The organism is Streptomyces inhibens (assembly GCF_022221585.1).
Classification (GTDB): domain Bacteria; phylum Actinomycetota; class Actinomycetes; order Streptomycetales; family Streptomycetaceae; genus Streptomyces; species Streptomyces inhibens.
Genome location: NZ_CP084681.1, coordinates 3360819 through 3381294, shown reverse-complemented (window position 1 = coordinate 3381294; position 20476 = coordinate 3360819). Strand labels below are relative to the sequence as shown.

The window sequence follows — 20476 nt, the reverse complement described above, 5'->3', positions numbered from 1 at the left end:
AGATCGGCAGTGGCGGTGACAGCGGCGGTGACAGTGGCGGTGGTCATCAGGCAAAGGTCCCTTCCAGTGTGCGTACGGGCAGGGTCGGTCCGGCCAGCAGCGTCAGGTCCGGCTTGACCTGGTCGCGCTCCGGCACGAAGCGGACCGACGGGTCCGGGGCGTCGGGTGCGTTGACGAAGGAGACGAAACGGGCCAGCCGCTCGGGGTCGGCGAGGGTCTCGGCCCATTCGTCGCGGTAGTGGGTGACATGGGCGGCCATCAGGGCCTCCAGCTCGTCGCACAGCCCCAGGGAGTCGTGGACGACGACATCACGGACGTGGTCGAGGCCGCCCTCGATCCGCTCCAGCCAGGCGGAGGTGCGCTCCAGCCGGTCGGCGGTGCGGATGTAGAACATCAGGAAGCGGTCGATCAGCCGGATCAGCTCGGCGTCGCTCAGATCCTGGGCGAGGAGGTCGGCGTGGCGCGGGTCCGCGCCGCCGTTTCCGCCGACGTAGAGGTTCCAGCCGTTGGAGGTGGCGATGACGCCGAAGTCCTTGCCGCGGGCCTCCGCGCACTCCCTCGCGCACCCGGAGACCGCGGACTTCAGCTTGTGCGGGGAGCGCAGGCCCCGGTAGCGCAGCTCCAGTTCGATGGCCATACGGACCGAGTCCTGGACGCCGTAGCGGCACCAGGTCTGCCCGACGCAGGACTTCACGGTGCGCAGCGCCTTGCCATACGCATGCCCGGATTCGAAGCCGGCGTCCACCAACCGGGCCCATACCTGGGGGAGTTGGTCGACGCGGGCGCCGAACAGATCGATCCGCTGACCTCCGGTGATCTTGGTGTAGAGGCCGAAGTCGCGGGCCACTTCGCCGATCACGATCAGCTTCTCCGGGGTGATCTCACCACCCGGGATGCGCGGCACGATCGAGTACGAGCCGTTGCGCTGGAGGTTGGCGAGGAAGTGGTCGTTGGTGTCCTGGAGGGCGGCCTGTTCACCGTCGAGGACATAGCCGTCGGCGCCGACGGTGGGCGCGAGGGAGGCGATGATCGAGCCGACGGTGGGCTTGCAGATCTCGCAGCCGTCGCCGTTCCTGGCCTCCGGGCGGCCGTGCGAGTCCAGCAGCTCGGCGAAGGTCGTCAGCCGCAGCGTCCGTACGACCTCGTAGAGCTCGGCGCGGGTGTGCGGGAAGCAGCCGCACAGACCGGTGTCGATGGTGGCGCCGTTCGCGGCCAGCTCGTCGTTCATGACGGCGGTCAGCGACTTGACGCAACTGCCGCAGCCGGTACCGGCCTTGGTGCACTTCTTGATCTCCGGCAGGGTGCCGCAGGAGTGCTCGGTGACCGCGGCCTTGACCGTCCCCTTGGTCACGTTGTGGCAGTTGCACAGCACCGCGCTGTCGGGCAGCGCGGACGGGCCGAGCGCGGCGCCGCCGTCGGCCGCGAGCCCCGCGGGCAGTACCAGCTGCTCGGGCGCCACCGGGGGAACGGAGCCGGTCAGCGGGCGCAGCATGCCGTACGACTCGGCGTCGCCGACCAGCACACCGCCCAGCAGCTCGCCCTCCCGGCCGATCACCAGCTTCTTGTAGACGCCGCTGCGGGAGTCGGAGTAGACCACGTCCAGACAGCCGTCGGCGGTGCCGTGCGCATCGCCGAAGGACGCGACGTCCACGTCGAGCAGCTTGAGCTTGGTGGACAGATCGGCGCCGGTGAAGCCGTCGACCTGCCCGGTGTCGCCGGCGAGCTGCCCGGCGATGGTGCCGGCGGCCGTACGGGCCATGTCGTAGCCCGGCGCGACCAGACCGTAGACCCGGCCGTCGGCGGCCAGCGCGCACTCGCCGATCGCGTACACGGCGGGGTCGTCGGTGCGGCATTGCTCATCGACGATGATGCCGCCGCGCGCGCCGACCGGCAGCCCGCAGTCCCTGGCCAGCTGGTCGCGGGGGCGGACACCGGCCGAGAAGACGACCAGGTCGGTGTCGATACGGGAGTCGTCGGACAGTCCCATGGCGGTGACCGCGCCGGCCCCGTCCGCGACGATCTCCTTGCCGCCGACGCCGGTGTGCACCTCCAGGCCCATCTCCTCGACGGTACGGCGCAGCGCGCGGCCGCCGCCCTCGTCGACCTGGAGGGCCATCAGCCGCGGGCTGAACTCCACGATGTGGGTACGCAGTCCGAGCCCCTTGAGCGCACCGGCCGCCTCCAGGCCGAGCAGCCCGCCGCCGACCACCACACCGGTGCGGGCGTTCTTCGCGTACTCCTCGATGGCCAGCAGGTCCTCGATGGTGCGGTAGACGAAGCAGCCCGCACTGTCCTTGCCGGGCACCGGCGGTACGAACGGGTACGAGCCGGTGGCCAGCACCAGGGTGTCGTAGCGGACGGTCAGGCCGGAGCGGGCGGTGACCGTGCGGGCGACGCGGTCGACGGCGGTGGCCGGGTCGCCGAGGTGCAGCTCGATACCGTGCCGGGCCATGAAGTCCGGATCGACCAGGCTCAGCTCGTCCGGGGTGCGGCCGGCGAAGTACGACGTCAGCTGGACGCGGTCGTAGGCCGGGCGCGGCTCCTCGCACAGTACGACCACCCGCGCCCGCTCGGTGACGCCACGGTCGGCGAGCTCCTCCAGGAAGCGCTGGCCGACCATGCCGTGGCCTATGAGGGCGATGGTGGGGGTGGTGCCGGGCGGGGTCTCCGGCGTGGTGTCCGTGTGCGGCGGAGTCGAGGTCATGGTCGTCAGCCTGCGGTCCGGCTGTTACCCGCCCGCATCTGTGCTGTTTCCCGGGCGGAACGCTGCCCTCAGTGCGGTGCGGGCCGGGGTGTGAGGGGCGCGGCGGCGGCCACGGCCCGGCGCCCGGCCCGGCGGACCCGGCAGTGATCTTCCGGACAGGGCCTGGGGCGGCCGCATCAGGATCTAGGTTGACCACATGCCCCGCACCCGCCCCCGCCACCCCCTCATATCCGCCCTTGTCGCGCCCTTCGCGCCGCGCAGCCTCGCCGCGCTGCTGCACGCACTGCTCGCCGCGCCGCTCGCGCTGCTCGGGCTGGTGCTGGTGCCGGCGGGGCTGGCGGTGGGCGCGGTGCTGTCGTGGACGGCGCTCGGGCCATGGCTGATCGCGTTGACCGTACGCGGCGCCTTGGGCCTGGGCGGTATCCAACTCGGCCTGATGCGCGGCCTGTTGGGGGAATCCGTCGATCCGGCCGGGCGGCGCAGCGGGCCCGGCGCGTTCGGCTGGCGGCGGGCGGTGCTCGGCGACCCGGCCGGCTGGCGGGCCGTCGGCGCCGCGCTGCTGGCGCCGCTGACGGCCGTACTGCCACTGGTCGCCGTCCTCGTGTGCTACGTCTACGGGCTGCTGGCGCTCGCCCACCCCGTACTGCGGAACTGGAACTACGACACCCTCCGTGGCCCGGACGGCTCGGTCCGCAGGGTGTCGTTGCAGATTTACGGCGTGGAGTTCGACAGCTGGCCGCGGTGGCTGGTGGTGGTCGCGATCGGGGCGCTCCTCGTACTCCTCGCCCCCTGGCTGGTGCGCCGGGCGGGTGCGCCGCACCGGCTGCTGCTGCGCGCACTGCTCGGCCCGAGCGCCGCGGACACCCGTATCCGCACCCTGGAGGAGACCCGCGCGCACGCCGTCGACGACGCCGCCGCCACGCTCCGCCGGATCGAACGCGATCTGCACGACGGCACCCAGGCCCGGCTGGTCGGCCTCGGTATGCATCTCACCCTGATCCGCGAACTGATCACCCACGACGCCGACCGCGACCGGTTGCTCGCCGTCGTGGAGACCGCGCAGGGCAACGCCACCCAGGCCGTCACCGATCTGCGGCACCTCGTCCGCGGTATCCACCCGCCCGTCCTGGACCAGGGCCTGGAAACCGCGCTGGCCACCCTCACCGCCGATGTGCCGCTGCCGGTCACCCTCCGTACCGAGATCGGCCGGCGCCCCTCCCCGGCGCTCGAATCCATCGCGTACTTCTGCGCCGCGGAGCTGCTCGCCAATGCCGTCAAACACAGCGGTGCGTCACGGGTGAGCGTGGCGGTCGCGACGGACGACGGGCCCGGGGGAGCGGTCCTGCGGCTGTCGGTACGGGACGACGGGCGGGGCGGCGCGGTGGTCGGCGCGGGCAGCGGACTGACCGGGCTGCTCGGCCGGATTCGTACCGTCGATGGCACGCTGACCTGCGAAAGCCCTGCCGGAGGGCCTACGGTGGTCGCCGTCCGGCTCCCGTGCCCGCCGCCGTCCGGAGCCCATCCACGTCACGAGTAGAGGCAGGGACCATGCGTGTCGTCATTGCCGAGGACTCCGCGATCCTGCGCGATGGCCTCGTCCAACTCCTGGAGCTGCGCGGGGTGAAGGTCGCGGCCGCCGTCGGGGACGCCGAGGCGCTGCTCACCGCCGTCGAGGAGCACCGGCCGGACGCCGCCGTGATCGACATCCGGCTGCCGCCCGGCCACACGGACGAGGGGCTGCGTGCCGCCGTCGAACTGCGCCGCAAGCACCCCGCAACCGGTGTGCTGATCTTCTCCCAGTACGTGGAGACCGCTTACGCGGACCGGCTGTTCGGCACGGGCTTCGCCGGCGTCGGCTATCTCCTCAAGGAACGGGTGGTGGACATCGGGGAGTTCGTGGCCGCGCTGGAGCGGGTGGCGGCCGGCGGCACCGCGCTGGACCCGGACGTGGTGTCCCAGCTGTTCGGCGCGAGCCGCCGGGCCAGGGCGCTGGACTCGCTCACCCCGCGCGAGCGCGAGGTGCTCTCCCTGATGGCGCAGGGCCGCACCAACCAGTCCATCGCCGCGGCGCTGACCGTCTCGGAGCGGGCGGTCGAGAAACATATCGCCCATATCTTCGGCAAACTCGACCTGCCGCCCTCCGAGACGGACCACCGCCGGGTGCTCGCGGTGCTGCGCTACCTGGAGGCGGCGCGCTGACGGGGAACCGCTCGCCCGTCAGCCGTTCAGCTGCGCCGGGCACAGCCGCCGCGGCTGCTGGTCGGTGCGCAGCCGGGCGTCGACACAGCCGCCCGGCAGACCGTCGTGGGCCTTGGTGCCGAAGTTGGCGGTGACGGTCAGCGTGCCGTTGCCGAAGACCGTGCGCTGGACGGTGCGGTCACCGGTCAGCCATCGGAACGACGTCATCCGCTCGGTGCCGGCGGCGCGGTGCAGCGGTGCGAAGTACTTCTGCAGCGCGGCGAGTTCGGGCCCGTTCCTGGTCAGCGTGGGGCCGTCGAGGACGTAGTTGAGCGGGGTGTTGTAGAGCATCGCGAGCAGCGCCCGCGCGGTCTTTTGCGCCGGCAGCTTCTCGTACGACAGCTCCCAGCGCTCGACGTTGACCAGCGAGCCGTGCAGCGCGGTCTCGTAGAGGGGAACGCGGTACTTCGGGTCGTACATCGCGGTGGCCAGATCGGCGGGCAGCTGAACAGGCTTGAAGAAGATCGTCGGGGCGTTCGCCGGGGAGTAGCCGCCCCACTTCTGCCGGTCGCGCTCCAGCTTCCACAGACCGTCGGCGACCGGTGTGCCCGAGCCGTGGTCGAACGCCAGCACCTGGTTGGCCCACGGCTGGGCGGACTCCGAGCCCAGGACGAGGTTCTTCGCCAGCCGCCGCATCCGGGCGAGCCGCATCTCCCGGTCGCCCGCCTTGGTCATCTCATGGCCCTTGGCGTGGTCGCGGAACAGCTCGCCGGTCGCATCGACATCCAGGAAGTAGCTGTCCGCGCCGTTGGCGACCATCGAGCGGGTGCGGTCGGCGAGATAGTGCTTGGCCGGCTCGGCCTTCTCGAAGGCGCGCGAGCTGAGATAGCAGCCGCGGCCGCCGAACCCGGTCTGCGCGGTGCCGTCCGCCTTCCGTACACAGAAGTCGGGGTAGACCCGGTCCGGCCAGGCCGAGGTGGGGCTGTCGGCGGTCTTGGGGTCCTGCCCGTTGGCGAACGTGTCGTACGGGCCGACGAGATAGCCCGCCTTCTTGGCGGCCGCTACCGCCGCGGTCTTCATCGGGCCGGGTCCGGCGTCATAGCCGAGCCACATCCGGTCCACGCCGAGCCGCTTGAGCCGCTCGACGCCGGCAGCGGTACGGGCCTCGCCCCACACATAGGCGTGGAAGGCGCCGAGCAGCTTGGCATTGGCCGGGTTCTTCCGGATCTTCTTGCGCAGGCTGCCGAGTTGGCCGTGCTGGGCGAGGTAGGAGCGGTAGTCGGCGGCGGGGGCGACCGGGTTGCCGTCGGTGAGGGCGAAGGAGACGTCGTAGTCGCGGGTGCCCTCACCCGCGTCGAAGGCGTGCGCGGCCGTGGTGCGCAGCCGGCCCCCGGTGGAGGTGAACCGCAGCGACGTGCCGAGGTCGGTGGGGGTGAGATAGCTGACGCCGTGCCCGCCGCCGGACCCGTTGGCCCCGCCCATGGAGTAGCCCCACAAGGGGAGGGCCAGCTCAGCACCCACATCAACCGTGCTGCCGGCCAGACCGCCCTTCTCGGAGCCGGAGTTCCAGAACGCGTCCCGTACGGGGATGTCCAGGCCCTCGCCGCGCGGCAGCTGGACGGCGGAGGCGGCCCGGTCGGTGCCGGTCACCGGCCAGCTGACCGATCCGTCGCGGTCGGACCGCAGCTTGATCCGCAGCCGCCCGCGCTCCGAACTGGCCGTCACGCTCAGCCCCTTGGCCGGGTAGCTCCAGCGCGCCCCGTCGGCCGTACGGGTCACCGGCCCCGGCTCACCGAGCCCGCCCCCGGCCGGCCCGGACAGCACCAGCCGCTTCCCGTCGCCGGTGCGCGCGGTCACCGCGAGCGAGGTGGTGTCGACGACGGCCGTGCCGCCGGTGACGGGAAGTTCGAGATGGCTGCCCTCAAGGGTGCCGGCGGCGGCGCTGTCACATCCGGCGACGCCGAGGGCGGTCGCGGTGAGCGCGAGGGAGGCGGCGAGCACACGGGTGCCGCGGCGCCGCCCGGCGGTTGTGGGCCTCTTGGAGATGTCGGGTGTCATAGGTGACTGGATAGTCGGGCGGCTTAAGAGACTTCTAAGAGTTGCGGCCCGCCGGGCTGCTCTTCCCTGGAGCCTGAGGCGCAGCGTCCGGGGCCTTGCAAAGGGCTCCAGACCGGGCAGGGCTCCAGACCGGGCAGGGCTCCAGACCGGGCAGGGCTCCAGACCGGGCAGGGCTCCAGAGCCGATCAGGCCTCGCCGAGCAGGTGTTTCCAGCATCGAGGTGTCATGATCGCGCCTCCTGCGGCCGACGGAGCGATTGCGGCGGTGCCTTGGGCAGGCGCAGGACGAGGCGGGCGCCGCCCTGGGAGCCGATGGGGGCTTGGGCGGTGAGGGTGCCACCGTGGGTGGTGGCGATGGAGCGGGCGATGGCCAGGCCGAGTCCGGTGCCGCCGTCCTGGCGGGTGCGGGCGTCGTCGAGGCGGGTGAAGCGGTCGAAGACGCGCTCGCGGTCGTCGGCCGGGATTCCAGGGCCGTCGTCGGCCACTTCCAGGACCACGTCCTGGCCGTCGATGGTCACGCGAACCTGGATGGCGGTGGCCGCGTGGCGGCGGGCGTTCTCCATGAGGTTGGTCAGCACCCGGGTCAGATGGGCGGCGTTGCCGAGTACGGGTGCGGGGCTGGGGGCGTCGATGTCCACGGACAGGGTGGCGCCTGGTTGGCGGGCCAGATCGTGGGTGAGGGGGGTGAGGTCGACCTGACGGTGGTGTGGTTCGTGGTGGGCGTCCAGGCGGGCCAGTAGCAGGAGGTCGCTGACGAGGTCCTGGAGGTGGCCGGTGTCTTCGAGGGCTTCGGCGGCGACCTGGGGCCAGTGCGCGCTGTCGGGGCGGGCGAGGGCGAGTTCGAGGCGGGTGCGCAGGGTGGTGAGCGGGCCGCGCAGCTCGTGGGAGACGTCGCCGGTGAAGGTGCGCAGTCGTGTGACGGCGCGGTCCAGGCGGTCCAGGGTGGCGTTGAGGGTGGTGGCCAGGCGGGAGATCTCGTCCCGCGCGGGTGGGACCGGGAGACGGCGGTGCAGGTCGTTGGCGGTGATCTCGGCGGCCTCGCGGCGCACCGCTTCGACCGGGGCCAGAGCCCGGCCTACCGTCACCCATGTCAGCAGCGCTCCGAGCAGCACGATCAGCAGCACACCGGTCGCCACAAGGACGAGCACGCTGCGCAGGGTGTCCTCGGCGGCGGTGAAGTCGACCGTGCTCTGGACGCTGTACCGGCCGTCGGCCGAGAACGAGAACTCCTTGATCCCCTCGGTGGCCTTCGGCACCGGGGACTTCGGTTTCCGGGACGCTCCAGAGGTGGGATCCGGTACGGGGACCACTTTGACTTGGGCTTCGCTCACCTTGATGCCGTCGACGGTGTACGCGCCGGTGCCGCTCTTTCCCGCGTGGTGCAGTAGATCCACTGCCATATCGGCTTGCCGCTGCGAGGAGTTGCGGGCCGACTGCCACAGGTCGCCGCGTACGGTGCTGAGCAGGACGGCTGCCCCCGCGGTCAGCGCGACGGTCAGCACCGTGGCCACGGCGAGGGTCATCCGGCCCCGCACTGTGGAGGGCCATATGCGGCGCGGGGACCAGCGGCGTACGGATGATCCGGGCATCGGGCCCTCAGCTTTCGGGGGACAGCCGGTAGCCGGCGCCCCGGATGGTGCGGATGCTCCGGCGCCCGAACGGCGCGTCGATCTTCCGGCGCAGCGCACTGACGTACACCTCCACGATGTTCAAGTCACCCTCGTAGTACTCGTCCCACACGCGCTCGGCGATATCGGTTTTGGTGATGACCTCGTCGGCCCGCTCGGCCAGACAGGCCAGCACCGCGAACTCCTTCGCGGTCAGCGCCACTTCGACCGGGCCGCGCCAACAGCGCAGTGACACCGGCTCGATGCGCAGATCTCCCACCTGTAGCACCGCCGTCGCACGGCGTCCGGAACGGCGGATGAGGGCCTTGAGCCGGGCGGTGAGCACGACGAAGGAGAACGGCTTGGACAGATAGTCGTCCGCCCCCGTCTCCAGACCTTCGGCCACGTCGTACTCCCCGTCCTTGGCGGTGAGCATCAGCACCGGCGTACTACTGCCCGCCGCGCGCAGCCTGGCGCACACGGCATAACCGTTCAGACCCGGCAGCATCACATCCAGCACGATCACGTCGTACGTTCCCGACAGCGCACGCCGCAGCCCCTGGCGCCCATCGGCGACCCAGTCCACCTCGAAGCCCTCGTCGGCCAGCCCCTGACGCAGCAGTGCCGCCAACCGTGCATCGTCCTCCACCATCAGCATGCGCATGAGGTGCAGCCTGCCTCACCGGCGGCTTGGCCGACGCCAACACTGAAGCCCGCTTCAGGATTTCAGCGTGGCCTCAGCGGCCCCCTGCCACGGTTACGCCCATCGCCACCGCGGATCGAGCGGTGGCCGGACCGGAAGGACCTCCTGTGCGTCAGCCCAAGACCCTCAAGCGCGCCATGCTCATCGGTGCCACCGCTCTGCTGGGCATCAGCGCCACCGTCGGCGCCGCCCACGCGGGCGTCGCCCAGGCGGACGACGCCAACACCCGTGCCACCCCCAAGCCCGCGGTCACCAGCGTCCAGCACACGGACAAGAGCTCGGGCGCCTCCGCCAAGGCCGTGAACCTGAAGACGGGCGAGACCAAGACCGTCCCCGTCAAGGCGAGCAAGGACAAGGGCGCCTCCGCCGAGGCCGTGGACCTGAAGACGGGCGCGACCAAGTTCGTCCCCGTCAAGGTGAGCAAGGACAGCGACAAGCCGGAGTTCTGCTTCGTGCCGGTCGACGGTAAGGTGCCGGCCGGAGCGACCTTCGTGTCCGACTCCGCCGACAAGCCGGGCCTGAAGACGTCCACCAAGGCGGTCAGCAAGGGCAAGGGCAAGGGCAACGACGACAAGCCGGAGTTCTGCTTCGAGCCTGCCGCCAAGAAGTAAGCCGGTCCGCCTCAGCGCTACCTGCCCCACAGGGCCGTCCCGCCCGCCAGGCGGGACGGCCCTTCGTGGCTCTCGGGTGCCCAGCGGGGGTGGACCGGCACGGCGACGCGGCGTGGTGTTCCGCTCGCTGGAGGCGGGGCGGTTGCAACTACCGATCTGTGACGGGCCTGAAGACAAGACCTGTGGCCAGATTCGCGCTGGCGTGATCGTCCCTCATGTAAATCTCGCCGCTATCAGCGGTATAGCGGTAGTTCAATGAACGCTGAAGCGTCTCGCGTGAGCCGCTCGGAGATGCTGAGCCCGCATGCCGGTTCAACGGCGACGGGGGTGGCGACTACGAACGTATCGTCGAGGCCGAGTTCTGCGGCAAGTGACCCGAAGCACCACAGATACGGAGCGTTTCTCGTTGACTGCCAGGATTCTGACCACGCGCGCGGCCGCCGTCGCCTGTGGCACACTGCTCGCCCTCTCCCCGCTGACCGCTCAGGCCGCGACACCTGCCCAGGCTGAACCGACCCTCGCCGCCAAGGGCGCCACGCTGGTGGACGGCACGAGCGGCAACACGATCTTCGGCAAGGACGCGGACACGGTCCGTCCCATGGCCAGCACGGCGAAGATCATGGCCGCTTCCGTGGTGCTCGACACCAAGGACGTCGACCTGGAGCGCCAGATCCCCGTCCAGCAGGAGTACCGGGACTACGTCACCGAGCACGGGTCCAGCACCGCGGATCTCCAGACCGGGGACAAGATGACGGTCCGCCAGCTGCTCTACGCAGCCCTTCTCCCCTCCGGCGCAGACGCCGCGTACGCTCTCGCCGACACCTTCGGCACCGGCGCCACCCGCGCCGAGCGCACGACGTCGTTCATCTCGAAGATGAACACGAAGGCCGACGAACTCCACCTCCCCTACACCGGGTTCACCTCCTTCGACGGCGGGGGCTCCGACTCCAGCACACCGACCGAGCTGGCGAAGCTGGCTCAGTACGCCATGAAGAACGACACCTTCCGTACGATCGTCAAGTCCAAGCAGTACAAGGGTGACGCCCCTGCCGCCAACGGTCGCACGCGCACGTACACCTGGATCAACACGAACCAGCTGCTCGGCTCGTACGACGGCGTCATCGGCATCAAGACCGGTACGACCACCGCGGCGGGCGACTGCCTGGTCTTCGCGGCCACCCGCGGTGACAAGACCCTCATCGGCACCGTTCTGAACAGCGCCGACCGGTTCACCGACGCGGCGAAGATGCTGGACTACGGGTTCGGTTCGAGCACCGCGAAAAGCATGAAGCTGCGCACGCTCCCGGCGGGCGCGCAGCGCGACTGATCCGGCCGGAACGGATGGGACGGGGAGCGCGGCCACGGCGGTGCTCGCGCTCTCCGTATACGCCCAAGTGGCCGGTGATCAGACGGAGAACTGCCCCCGCTTGACGGCCGAGACGAACGACGTCCAGCCGCCCGCCGGGAAGACGAGCGCCGGGCCGTCCGGGGCCTTGCTGTCACGGACGGGGACGAGGCCGTGGGCTTGGGTGAGGGCACGGGAGAATTCGATGCACTGCCCGCCGTCCCCGTCGCTGTAGGAGGACTTGACCCACTCAGTGCTCGCAAGATCGAAGTCAGTGCTCATGATCTGTACTCCTTCACCAGGGACTTGATGAGGGCCAGCGATCCGCCGGGAGACAACGCGTGCGCCCTCAGCCGATCGTAACTGTCGTAGTGCAACGCAACTGTCGCGGGAGAGTCGTACAGCTTGCCCCCCTGCGGGCCATCGGCGTAGAGCACAGTTGGATGCTTTTCGAAGGTCAGCAAGGTGAACGGTCTCGTATGTGCCCCCGGGGCTCCTGCGGAGAATGGCAGGACTTGAAGGTCAATATGAGGCGAGGTAACGGCCTTCAGCAGGTACTCAAGCTGCCCGGCCAAGATCTCGGCGTCGCCGACGACCGTTCGCAGGCACGCCTCATGAAGGATGACCCACAGGAGCGGCGGAGCGTCCAGCTCGAAGAGCTCGCGACGGCGCAAGCGGGCGGCAACCCTGCCTTCGATCAGGTCCGCGTCTTCGCGTGGATGCGATGCTCGAAAGACTGCCCGCGCGTACGCCTCCGTCTGGAGGATGCCCATCACGAGGCTCGCCGAGTAGTCCAGTATCCGCGAAGCCTTCCGCTCCAGGTTGAGGTGCGGAACGAACCAGCTCGGGTGATCCCCTTCATCGATCCTCCGCAGCAACCCCGCGAATAGCTCGCCCGTCCCGAATACGGTGTCGCAGCCCTTGGCGAACTTCTCACTGGGTCTGGGCAGCAGCGTCCCGGATTCGACCTTGCTGACGTACCCCTCGGAGTACCCCGTGGCCTTGCCCAGATGCTTCTGCGTGAGCTTGCGTGCCAGACGTACCTGTCTGATGTCACGACCGAAGCGCTGGAGCGGATTCAAGTGCTCGGGTGGGGTCGTCTCGTCCAACGCTATGACCTCTCGTCATGTAAGCGCACACCGGCGTTGCGGCAGGTCGCAAGCTTGAGCGCTGCCGGTTCAAGCACCTCGATCCTATTGCCCGTTGCGTTGTCCGCGTGACCGAATGACTACATCCGGTTACCTGAGAAGGTCCCAAGGAGGTTGGCGACATGACAGACGCAATGGACGGTGCGCGGCTCCTGCCGTGGACGAGCCCGGACGGTAAGCCGTGTTTCCTCGTGGGCGACGGCATCGGCTACGTATCCCGCATCGCTGACAACATCGAAGCGGTGCAACTCGGCCTGGCCGGCGAACTCATCGACGAGGCGCGGCGCGTCCTCGGCGGGCGGAACTGGACCTCCGGTGAACTCCACCTGCTGGCCGTCGAGTTGACCGAAGCACTCGCCGACGTACACCGGGTCGCGACGAGCCGGGGCGCACGCCTGCCCGCACTCCGCCACGAGGACGGCAGCGGCCCGCAGCTTCCGGCGGAGGCGTTCGGATGACGCACGCGACCCCCGCACATGAGCGGGGCGACACCGATGCGCCCCGCCTGCCTCAACAGTCGCCCGCCGTGGTCCACATGCCTGCGGGCAACGCCGTGCGGCCGTGCCCGTTCCCGTGCACGATCTGCCGCCGCGCAGGCCGGCAGGGTTCGCGGCATCCCGGCGAAACCCGTGGTTCTTGACCGTGTTCTACAGGGCGGTGGCGGCACACAGAACACGCTTGATCAAAGATCAAGGGGCAGCGATACAAAGGAGGGTGACGGCACCCACCGTTGGCCGCCGTACTCGGAGAGGGCTTCCATCAGGTCGGTCCGCTGCCGCTCCGTCATCGGGCCGAGGACACAGATGGGGATCCTCCCGGTCGGGCGCACTTTGACCGTGTGTGGTTGGGGATAGATCCATCCTGCCGGTCGCATCATCGTCGGCCGCGTGGCGCCAGGTGCGAGGTCGATGTGGACTCCGGTGTACCGATACGCCGGTGACCCCTGGATCGCTTCGATGGCGACGCGCTGGATCCGGTCCCAGGGGAACTCGTGCGTTCCTGCGGCGCTGTGGGTCACCATGCCTTGAGGGCCGACGTGCAGCGCCCATCCGGCTCTCTTCGTGCGCAGGAGCGCGTGCCGCACCTGGTTGAACATGTTCACGACTACCACGAGGACCGCGACGAGCGCGCAGAGAGCGACAATGCCCCCCACCATGACGAGGACCGCCCACGGGTTGCCGTGGGCCCACTCAGGTCCCATCTGGACGCGCCCCGTACCGAACGGGAAGTAGATCATTCCTGCCGCCGCCAACGACAAGCCCACGGCCCAGAACGAGGCACGGAAGCTGCTCGGTCTGTCCGCGTAGGTGGACAGCCGCTCCTCGCCGGTCCAGGTCGCGTCGAAAGGCCGGGCGGAGCTGGGCAGGCGCCGCGTTCGGACTGTCGTCTCCGCGGGCGACTGCGGTGACCGGCGGACGCCTTGTGTGAGCGAGGCCCGGGCGGGCACGGTCGCCTTGGCGATCACCGCCCTCATCGCCCCGGCCGTCCTGGCCAGCAGTACTGTGCGGGCCTCGGTCGGACCGCCCTCCGTGACCTGGCCATCGGCGGTGAGGGCGGTCCGGAGGCGGCCGAGGCGTTCGAGGACCTGCCGTGCCGACTCGGGGCGTCGCTGAGGATCACGAGCCAGGAGTTCGTCGACCAGCGCCGTCAGCGCGGGCGGCGAGTCCGGGCGCAGTGAGGCGAGTGAGGGTGCGTCCTCGTCCAATTTGAGGCGCACGAGGGCCAAGGCGTTGTGCCCGGTGAAGGGCGGCCGGCCGGTGAGCATGGCGAACAGCACCCCGCCGAACGCGTACAGGTCCGAACGCGCATCGCCGCGTTCGGTGAGGAACTGCTCGGGCGCGCCGTACTCGGGGGTGCCGGCAGGAGTCAGCTGGGAGGAACCCATCACGGTGAACATGGTCTGGATGAACCCGGCGATGCCGAAGTCGACGACCTTCGCATGCCCGTCGGGAGTGATCATCACGTTGTGCGGCTTGATGTCGTAGTGGATGACACCGGCCCGATGCGCGGCGACAAGTGCCGCACAGATCCCGTAGGCGATCTCCAGCGCGCGGGCGGGGGGCATCGGGCTCTCGTCACGGATGTGCTCGGCGAGCGTGGCGCCCTCGACCTTCTCCATGATCAGGAACAGCGCGTCCTCGTGGACGCCGCGGTCATGGAGGGCGACCGCGTGGGGGTGGTTGACCTGCGCGGCAGCCACCGCCTCGCGTTCGAAGCGCAGGGCCAGTTCCGGGTGGGGCGCATCCTGGAGGGCGAGCAGCTTGACCGCGACATCGCGGTGCAGACTGTGGTCCCGTCCGGCCCACACCTCGCCCATGGCCCCACGGCCGAGCCGCTTGATCAGCTCGTACCGGCCCGCGACCAACTCCCCACGTTCCAACGCCCACCCCCCTGGGACTTGAGCATGCCGGAGCCAGGATACGAGCGGTGCGGCCGATTGACCCGTACTTGCGCAACTACCTGGGGTGTGGGCCTTGTTGGCATGCAGGCGGGGGCTTCCTTGTGCCCGTACTGGGCGGCGTCACGGCGGGGTCACGCCGGATCAACGCCGCGGTCATGGCCGCCCTCGCACGCTGATGGAGCGTACCCACGGCCCCTCCATTCAAGGGCAGGCGTTATGGCGACGAACATCCGGAAGCGCATTCCCCACGTGATCGGCGCGTCTTTCCTGGCCGTGACGCTCACCGGAACGGTGGGCGCGATAGGCGCGATGAGCGCTGAGACAGGGCCTCAGGCAAAGGCGACGTCGTCGTCACCAGAGGTGATCTGCCAGACCCGCGTCGTAAACGGCAAGGTCGTCACTTCCCCGCCGGGATGCAGGCTGCCAGGCAGAGGATCCACGGCCGCCACCACGACCAGTACCACCACCAGCAGCAGCGGACGCACGGGCGTGACGCTTGATGGTGGTCTGACGGCTGTGACCACCATCGGTGGGGGGGCAAGGCCAATGGTGTGACGCTTGATGGTGGTCTGACGGCTGTGACCACCATGAGTGGGGGTGGCAAGACCGATGGTGTGACGCTTGATGGTGGTCTGACGGCTGTGACCACCATGAGTGGGGGTGGCAAGACCGATGGTGTGACGCTTGATGGTGGTCTGACGGCCGTGACCACCATGAGTGGAGGCGCCACGTCGACCGGCTCCACCACCGGTGGCACCACAGGCACCACGTCGACCGGCTCCACCACCGGCGGCGGCTGAGGCAAGCCACGCGCTGTGCGGCGTCACGCGAGGGTCACGCCGGATCAACACCGCGGTCATGGCCGACCTCCCACCCTGGAGGTGCCCACGGTCCATCCACTCAGGAGCAGGCATCATGGCGACAAACATCCGGAAGCGCATACCCCACGTGATCGGCGCGTCTTTCCTGGCCGTGACACTCACCGGAACGGTGGGTGCGATAACCGCGATGGGCGCTGATGCAGCGCCTCAGACAACGGCCACATCGTCGGCACTACAGGTGCCGGGCCAGACGACGGGTGCCACCACCACCGGCGCCACGATCGGTGGTGGTGGCGGCGGTACGACGGGTGCGACGACGACGGGTGCCACGATCGGTGGTGGTGGCGGCGGTACGACGGGTGCGACGACGACGGGTGCCACGATCGGTGGTGGTGGCGGCGGTACGACGGGTGCGACGACGACGGGTGCCACGATCGGTGGTGGTGGCGGCGGTACGACGGGTGCGACCACGACCGGTGCCACGATCGGCGGTGGTGACGGCGGTACGACGGGTGCGACCACGACCGGTGCCACGATCGGCGGTGGTGACGGCGGTACGACGGGTGCGACCACGACCGGTGCCACGATCGGCGGTGAGGACGGCGGTACGACGGGTGCGACCACGACCGGTGCCACCATCGGCGGTGAGGACGGCGGTACCACGGGTGCCACCAGCACCGGTGCCACCATCGGCTGAGGCTGAGGCGAGCCACGCGCTTGCAGAGTTCTCGCCCCATGCTGACGGGCGGGCAACAGCCCACGGTCTCAACCTGCGGTCAGGCGATCCTCAAGGCGGCCTCAAAGAACGGGAATCAGGGGCTGACCTGCTGCTTCGAGGCCGCCTGGCCGTAGCTTCGGCACCGTGACCGCCGAGGCCGACACCCCGTACCTGCATCTGCATGCGCACCCGCACTCCACCCACCCCCTCTCTACGTCTCTACGCGCCTCGCTCCGCAGTCCGTGGCGCCCGTGAGCTGCTACGCCGGCGCGTTCAGCTGCGCCATGTCCTCCTCGGTGAGGGCGATGTCCGCCGCGTCCACGTTCTCGTCCAGGTGGGCGGGCGCACCCGTACCGGGGGTGGGCAGCAGGACGGGGGAGCGGTGCAGCAGCCAGGCCAGCGCGATCTGCCCGGTGGTCGCGCGGTGCCGGGCGGCGACCGCGGCGAGCGCCTCGCCCGCCGTGCCGGTCAGCGCGCCATTGCCCAACGGGAACCACGGCAAAAACGCCGTGCCCCGCTTCTCGCACAGCTCCAGCACGTCCTCCGAGGCGCGATCCAGCACGTTGTAGCGGTTCTGCACGGACGCGATGGGAGCCATCTCCTGAGCCTGTGTCAGCTCCGTGACGCCGATGCTGTCCAGGCCGATGTGCCGGATCTTCCCCGCCTGTTGGAGCTCGGTCAGCGCGCCCAGCTGGTCGGCCATCGGCACCTCGGGGTCCAGCCGGTGCAGCTGATAGAGGTCGAGGGCGTCGGTACGCAGCCGGCGCAGGCTCGCCTCGCACATGGCGCGCAGCTGCTCCGGCCGCCCCGCGATATGCCAGACGTCCGGGCCCGTACGGACCACCCCGCCCTTCGTCGCGATCACCAGCCCCTCCGGATACGGGTGCAGGGCGCGCGCCACCAGCTCCTCGGCCACGTCCGGGCCGTAGTTGTCGGCGGTGTCGATCAGCGTGACGCCGCGCTCGACGGCCCGGCGCAGCAGCGCGACGGACCGCCGCGGGTCCTCGTGGCGCGGCCCCCAGTAGCCGGGGCCGACGAGCCCGCCGGTCCCGAACCCCAGCCGCCGCACCGGGAGGCTTCCGCCGATCGGAAAGACAGTCTCAGCATCCATGATTCCGGAGCCTAGAACGGCACACGGTTCATAAGATCACCCGGTGCCCCCTGACATATCGCTGTTCGCCCTGACCTTGCTCTGCCTGACCGCCCTCGCCGCGGGCTGGATCGATGCCGTGGTGGGCGGCGGCGGACTGCTGCTGCTCCCCGCCCTGCTGCTCGGCCTGCCGCACACGCCCGCCGCGTATGTCCTCGGCACCAACAAGTCCACCATGATCGTGGGCACCACAGCGGCCGCGATCACCTACGTCCGCAAGGCCCCGGTCGATGTCCGTACCGCGCTGCGCATCGGCCTCGCCGCGATCGCCGGCTCGCTGGGCGGGGCGTTCTTCGCGGCCGGTATCAACAGCGAGGTGCTGCGCCCGCTGATCATGGCCGTCCTGCTGGCGGTGCTCGCCTTCATCCTCTTCCGCCCGGCCTTCGGCACCGCCCCCGCGCCGTCGGGACCGGTCTCCCGCAAGCGCGTACTGGCGGCCGTGCTGATCGCGGGCCTCGGGATCGGCTTCTACGACGGTCTGATCGGGCCCGGGACCGGTGCGTTCCTGGTGATCGCGCTCGCCGCCGTCCTGCACATGGACCTGGTCACGTCCTCGGCCACCGCCAAGGTCGTCAATGTCTGCACCAACGTCGGGGCGCTGACGATGTTCGCGATCCAGGGCACCGTGCTGTGGCAACTGGGCGCGCTGCTCGCGCTGTTCAACCTCGTCGGCGGGATGGTGGGCGCGCGGATGGCGCTCAAACGCGGCGCCGGGTTCGTACGCGGAGTCCTCGTGGTCGTGGTCGTCGCCCTGCTGTGCAAGCTGGCCTACGACCAGTGGCTGGCGGTCTGACCGGCCCCGGCCACTCCTGCCGGCACCGGCCCGGCCGCTCCCATCGACCTGCATAACATTCAGAAAAATATGAATACCTTGAAGGGTGGTGGCTGCGGGGGGTGCTAACCCCGTGCCCCCGCCGCCGCGTGCAGCGCGCCGCGCGCCCGCGCCGGCACCTCCGGGACGGCTGTCAGCAGCACCGCCGAGTCCTCGATGGCCCGCAGTCCGTGCCGTTCGTGCGGGAGCATGGCGACCTGACCGGCCTTCAGCTCCTGGCTGCCGCCGGGCCCGGTCAGCCGGACCCGCCCCTGAAGTACTTGCAGGCTCGCCGCCGGGGGCGCGTTGTACTCGTTCAGTTCGGCGTCCGCGATCAGTGCGATCACGGTCTGCCGCAGCGGGCCGTCGTGGAGGAAGAGATGGGCGCTGCGCCCGTGAGGGGAGGCCTTGGCGTCGTCGAGCTGCTGGCGGGCGAGCGCGTTGAGGTCGTCCATGATGCCGGCCTTTCGCATGCGGACGGTGGGCGCGCGGTACCGCGAACCAACCGCACCGTGGCCCCTGGCTGGCTGTGCTCCCTTCCATCGTTGCCGTTGCACGGGCGGACGCAACCGGGGGGTTCGTCCGTGGACGGACGGCGTCCGGGTGCATACCGCCGCGGGGCGGTCCCGTCACTTACGGGATGATCATCTCGGTCCGTACGATGCGAGGCGGTCCGGCGCACTCGGTCAAGCGTGCTTGACCGGTGCGGTCCCGTCCGCCTGCCTCTTCCCGTCCCCCACCGCGAAGGATGCGCAACCGTGGCCGACCCCAGTGCCCTGCACGAACCGCCCGACCCCGCCGGTTTCCTGACCGTCATGACGACCACCGACAGCGAGAACAAGGCCGTACGGCTGGCGCGCGGTGCGATCGAGGCCCGGCTCGCCGCCTGTGCGCAGATCAGCGCGCCGGTGACCTCGGTCTTCCGCTGGGAGAGCGCGGTCGAGACCAATCAGGAGTGGCAGGTGCTGTTCAAGACGGCCGACGCCCGATACGAGGTGCTTGAGGCCTATCTCCTCGAAACACACGACTACGAAACCCCCGAGATCATCGCCACCCCGATCACCCGCGGTGGCACCGGCTATCTGTCCTGGGTCGCAGAGGAGACGAGCTGACGTGGAGCGAGACGACACGGGGCGCGCCGGCGCGGAGCGGGCCGGTCTGGAGCGGCGCGCCCAGGTGCGGCGGTGGAGGAGAGCGGCGACGGCCGCGGTCGGCATGGTGATGTGTCTGGCCACGGCGCCGGTCGGCCACGCGGCCGAGGACGCCCGGGGCGCCGTGCCGAATGCCGGCAGGCCCAGCCCCGCCCCCGACACGGTCTGGAGCAGCCGGGACGCCGCCGCCTACTGGACGTCCGAGCGGATGGCGGCCGCCGCACCGCCCGACGGCGAGGCTCCGGCTTCCCCTGCCGCACCCCCCACCGGCAGCACCCCGGCCTCCTCCGCAGCCACGCCCAAGGCAGGCAGCCCGGCTCCGTCCGCCGCCGTGAAGGCCCAACGCGCCGCCACCGCACGGCACTTCGACGGCGTCCGATCCGTCGGCGTGCTGTTCTCCGTCGACGGGGACGCCCGGGCGCACCACTGCACCGCCAGTGTGGTGCACAGCCCGCACCGCAATCTGATCCTCACCGCCGGGCACTGCAACCCGGGCACCCACGCCGCCTTCGTCCCGCAGTACCGCTCCGGCGCGGCGACCCAGCCGTACGGGGTGTGGGCGATCGGCGACACCTTCGCCTACCCCGAGGGCGGTACCAGCGGCGCCGGTGCCGATCTGGACTTCGCCTTCGCCACCGTCGCCGCCGCCGAGGACGGCCGCTCCCTGGAGGACGTCACCGGCGGCAACACCCTCTCCCCGACGCCTGGTTACACCAACGATGTCACCGTCGTCGGCTACCCCAATGTCCGTAACGACCCGGAGGACCGGGCCGTACGCTGCGCCACCCGCACCGCACGGCTGACCGGCACCCGCCAACTGCGCATGGACTGCGGCGGGTTCTACGGCGGCACCTCGGGCAGCCCCTGGCTGCGCGACTTCGACGAGGAGAGCGGGACCGGCCACCTGATCGGGCTGATCGGCGGTCTCAACGGCGGTGGCCCCAAGGGCCCGAACAGCGACCGGACCTCCTACAGCCCGTACTTCGGAGGGAAGATCTTCGCCCTCTACGCCCGCGCCTCGCAGGCGTAGCCGGAGAGCGGGCCCCACGCCCGCCCACCCCGTGGCGGGGG

Annotated in this window: 20 protein-coding genes; 10 read left to right on the top strand and 10 right to left on the bottom strand. The window is 70.3% G+C overall.

The features are described from left to right. Window positions 1–46: 46 nt before the first annotated feature. A complete protein-coding gene (gene nirB / locus KI385_RS15605; protein WP_281066862.1) occupies window positions 47–2704 on the bottom strand; it encodes a nitrite reductase large subunit NirB in 2658 nt (885 codons plus the stop codon). A gap of 196 nt (window positions 2705–2900) precedes the next feature. Between nirB and KI385_RS15600 the strand changes: the two genes are divergently transcribed. Further along, the gene (locus KI385_RS15600; protein WP_238572824.1) at window positions 2901–4241 is read left to right on the top strand and encodes a sensor histidine kinase; all 1341 of its coding nucleotides are present in this window, start codon (window positions 2901–2903) and stop codon (window positions 4239–4241) included. 11 nt (window positions 4242–4252) lie between these two features. Then, a complete protein-coding gene (locus KI385_RS15595; protein ID WP_238572823.1) occupies window positions 4253–4903 on the top strand; it encodes a LuxR C-terminal-related transcriptional regulator in 651 nt (216 codons plus the stop codon). Window positions 4904–4921: 18 nt separating this feature from the next. Here KI385_RS15595 and KI385_RS15590 read toward each other — a convergent pair whose 3' ends face one another. The 3 genes from KI385_RS15590 to KI385_RS15580 form a co-directional block, all read right to left on the bottom strand. Next, complete coding sequence (locus KI385_RS15590) at window positions 4922–6940, bottom strand: glycoside hydrolase (RefSeq protein WP_238572822.1); 2019 nt, start codon at window positions 6938–6940, stop codon at window positions 4922–4924. A 223-nt stretch (window positions 6941–7163) separates the two neighbouring features. After that, entirely contained in the window at window positions 7164–8462 is a 1299-nt protein-coding gene (locus tag KI385_RS15585) for a sensor histidine kinase (RefSeq protein ID WP_238572821.1), read from the bottom strand. A 73-nt stretch (window positions 8463–8535) separates the two neighbouring features. Beyond that, the gene (locus tag KI385_RS15580; RefSeq protein ID WP_238572820.1) at window positions 8536–9210 is read right to left on the bottom strand and encodes a response regulator transcription factor; all 675 of its coding nucleotides are present in this window, start codon (window positions 9208–9210) and stop codon (window positions 8536–8538) included. A gap of 146 nt (window positions 9211–9356) precedes the next feature. On the opposite strand from KI385_RS15580, the gene KI385_RS15575 reads away from it, so the two are divergent. Both KI385_RS15575 and KI385_RS15570 read left to right on the top strand, forming a co-directional pair. Beyond that, window positions 9357–9860, top strand: a complete 504-nt coding sequence (locus KI385_RS15575; RefSeq protein WP_238572819.1) for a hypothetical protein — start codon at window positions 9357–9359, stop codon at window positions 9858–9860. A 406-nt stretch (window positions 9861–10266) separates the two neighbouring features. After that, window positions 10267–11187, top strand: coding sequence for a D-alanyl-D-alanine carboxypeptidase family protein (locus tag KI385_RS15570; RefSeq protein ID WP_238572818.1), 921 nt, complete (start codon window positions 10267–10269; stop codon window positions 11185–11187). Between the two features lie 78 nt (window positions 11188–11265). On the opposite strand, the gene KI385_RS15565 is transcribed toward KI385_RS15570, so the two are convergent. Together KI385_RS15565 and KI385_RS15560 are read right to left on the bottom strand one after the other, a co-directional pair. Beyond that, window positions 11266–11487 (bottom strand): DUF397 domain-containing protein, encoded by a 222-nt coding sequence (locus KI385_RS15565; protein ID WP_238572817.1) that lies wholly within the window; start codon window positions 11485–11487, stop codon window positions 11266–11268. Further along, entirely contained in the window at window positions 11484–12314 is an 831-nt protein-coding gene (locus KI385_RS15560; RefSeq protein WP_238572816.1) for a helix-turn-helix domain-containing protein, read from the bottom strand. The genes KI385_RS15565 and KI385_RS15560 overlap by 4 nt, the downstream gene beginning before the upstream one ends. A gap of 161 nt (window positions 12315–12475) precedes the next feature. Here KI385_RS15560 and KI385_RS15555 point away from each other — a divergent pair, with 161 nt between their 5' ends. Next, window positions 12476–12811: a hypothetical protein gene (locus KI385_RS15555; protein ID WP_238572815.1), complete on the top strand. Its 336-nt coding sequence runs from the start codon at window positions 12476–12478 to the stop codon at window positions 12809–12811. 224 nt (window positions 12812–13035) lie between these two features. Here the strand turns inward: KI385_RS15555 and KI385_RS15550 are convergent, their stop codons facing one another. Beyond that, window positions 13036–14733, bottom strand: coding sequence for a serine/threonine-protein kinase (locus KI385_RS15550; protein ID WP_238572814.1), 1698 nt, complete (start codon window positions 14731–14733; stop codon window positions 13036–13038). Between the two features lie 350 nt (window positions 14734–15083). Continuing rightward, window positions 15084–15239, bottom strand: coding sequence for a hypothetical protein (locus tag KI385_RS15545; protein WP_238572813.1), 156 nt, complete (start codon window positions 15237–15239; stop codon window positions 15084–15086). A gap of 93 nt (window positions 15240–15332) precedes the next feature. Between KI385_RS15545 and KI385_RS15540 the strand changes: the two genes are divergently transcribed. Together KI385_RS15540 and KI385_RS15535 are read left to right on the top strand one after the other, a co-directional pair. Further along, window positions 15333–15554, top strand: coding sequence for a hypothetical protein (locus KI385_RS15540; protein ID WP_238572812.1), 222 nt, complete (start codon window positions 15333–15335; stop codon window positions 15552–15554). 259 nt (window positions 15555–15813) lie between these two features. Further along, entirely contained in the window at window positions 15814–16272 is a 459-nt protein-coding gene (locus tag KI385_RS15535) for a hypothetical protein (protein WP_238572811.1), read from the top strand. Window positions 16273–16552: 280 nt separating this feature from the next. On the opposite strand, the gene KI385_RS15530 is transcribed toward KI385_RS15535, so the two are convergent. Further along, the gene (locus KI385_RS15530) at window positions 16553–17404 is read right to left on the bottom strand and encodes an aldo/keto reductase (RefSeq protein ID WP_238572810.1); all 852 of its coding nucleotides are present in this window, start codon (window positions 17402–17404) and stop codon (window positions 16553–16555) included. A gap of 43 nt (window positions 17405–17447) precedes the next feature. Here KI385_RS15530 and KI385_RS15525 point away from each other — a divergent pair, with 43 nt between their 5' ends. Further along, complete coding sequence (locus KI385_RS15525; protein WP_238572809.1) at window positions 17448–18236, top strand: sulfite exporter TauE/SafE family protein; 789 nt, start codon at window positions 17448–17450, stop codon at window positions 18234–18236. Between the two features lie 104 nt (window positions 18237–18340). Here KI385_RS15525 and KI385_RS15520 read toward each other — a convergent pair whose 3' ends face one another. After that, window positions 18341–18709 (bottom strand): cupin domain-containing protein, encoded by a 369-nt coding sequence (locus tag KI385_RS15520; RefSeq protein WP_238572808.1) that lies wholly within the window; start codon window positions 18707–18709, stop codon window positions 18341–18343. Between the two features lie 303 nt (window positions 18710–19012). Here KI385_RS15520 and cutA point away from each other — a divergent pair, with 303 nt between their 5' ends. Beyond that, window positions 19013–19366 carry a divalent-cation tolerance protein CutA gene (gene cutA, locus KI385_RS15515; protein ID WP_238572807.1) on the top strand — a complete coding sequence of 118 codons (354 nt, stop codon included), beginning with the start codon at window positions 19013–19015 and terminating at the stop codon, window positions 19364–19366. A gap of 1 nt (window position 19367) precedes the next feature. Next, window positions 19368–20435, top strand: coding sequence for a trypsin-like serine peptidase (locus KI385_RS15510; protein ID WP_238572806.1), 1068 nt, complete (start codon window positions 19368–19370; stop codon window positions 20433–20435). Window positions 20436–20476: the final 41 nt, after the last annotated feature.

Coding starts and splice junctions, on each gene's coding strand:
- KI385_RS15600 (WP_238572824.1), top strand. CDS start 2,901: ATGCCCCGCACCCGCCCCCGCCACCCCCTCATATCCGCCCTTGTCGCG.
- KI385_RS15555 (WP_238572815.1), top strand. CDS start 12,476: ATGACAGACGCAATGGACGGTGCGCGGCTCCTGCCGTGGACGAGCCCG.
- KI385_RS15530 (WP_238572810.1), bottom strand. CDS start 17,404: ATGGATGCTGAGACTGTCTTTCCGATCGGCGGAAGCCTCCCGGTGCGG.
- KI385_RS15595 (WP_238572823.1), top strand. CDS start 4,253: ATGCGTGTCGTCATTGCCGAGGACTCCGCGATCCTGCGCGATGGCCTC.
- KI385_RS15565 (WP_238572817.1), bottom strand. CDS start 11,487: ATGAGCACTGACTTCGATCTTGCGAGCACTGAGTGGGTCAAGTCCTCC.
- KI385_RS15585 (WP_238572821.1), bottom strand. CDS start 8,462: ATGACCCTCGCCGTGGCCACGGTGCTGACCGTCGCGCTGACCGCGGGG.
- nirB (WP_281066862.1), bottom strand. CDS start 2,704: ATGACCTCGACTCCGCCGCACACGGACACCACGCCGGAGACCCCGCCC.
- KI385_RS15520 (WP_238572808.1), bottom strand. CDS start 18,709: ATGGACGACCTCAACGCGCTCGCCCGCCAGCAGCTCGACGACGCCAAG.
- KI385_RS15590 (WP_238572822.1), bottom strand. CDS start 6,940: ATGACACCCGACATCTCCAAGAGGCCCACAACCGCCGGGCGGCGCCGC.
- KI385_RS15580 (WP_238572820.1), bottom strand. CDS start 9,210: ATGCGCATGCTGATGGTGGAGGACGATGCACGGTTGGCGGCACTGCTG.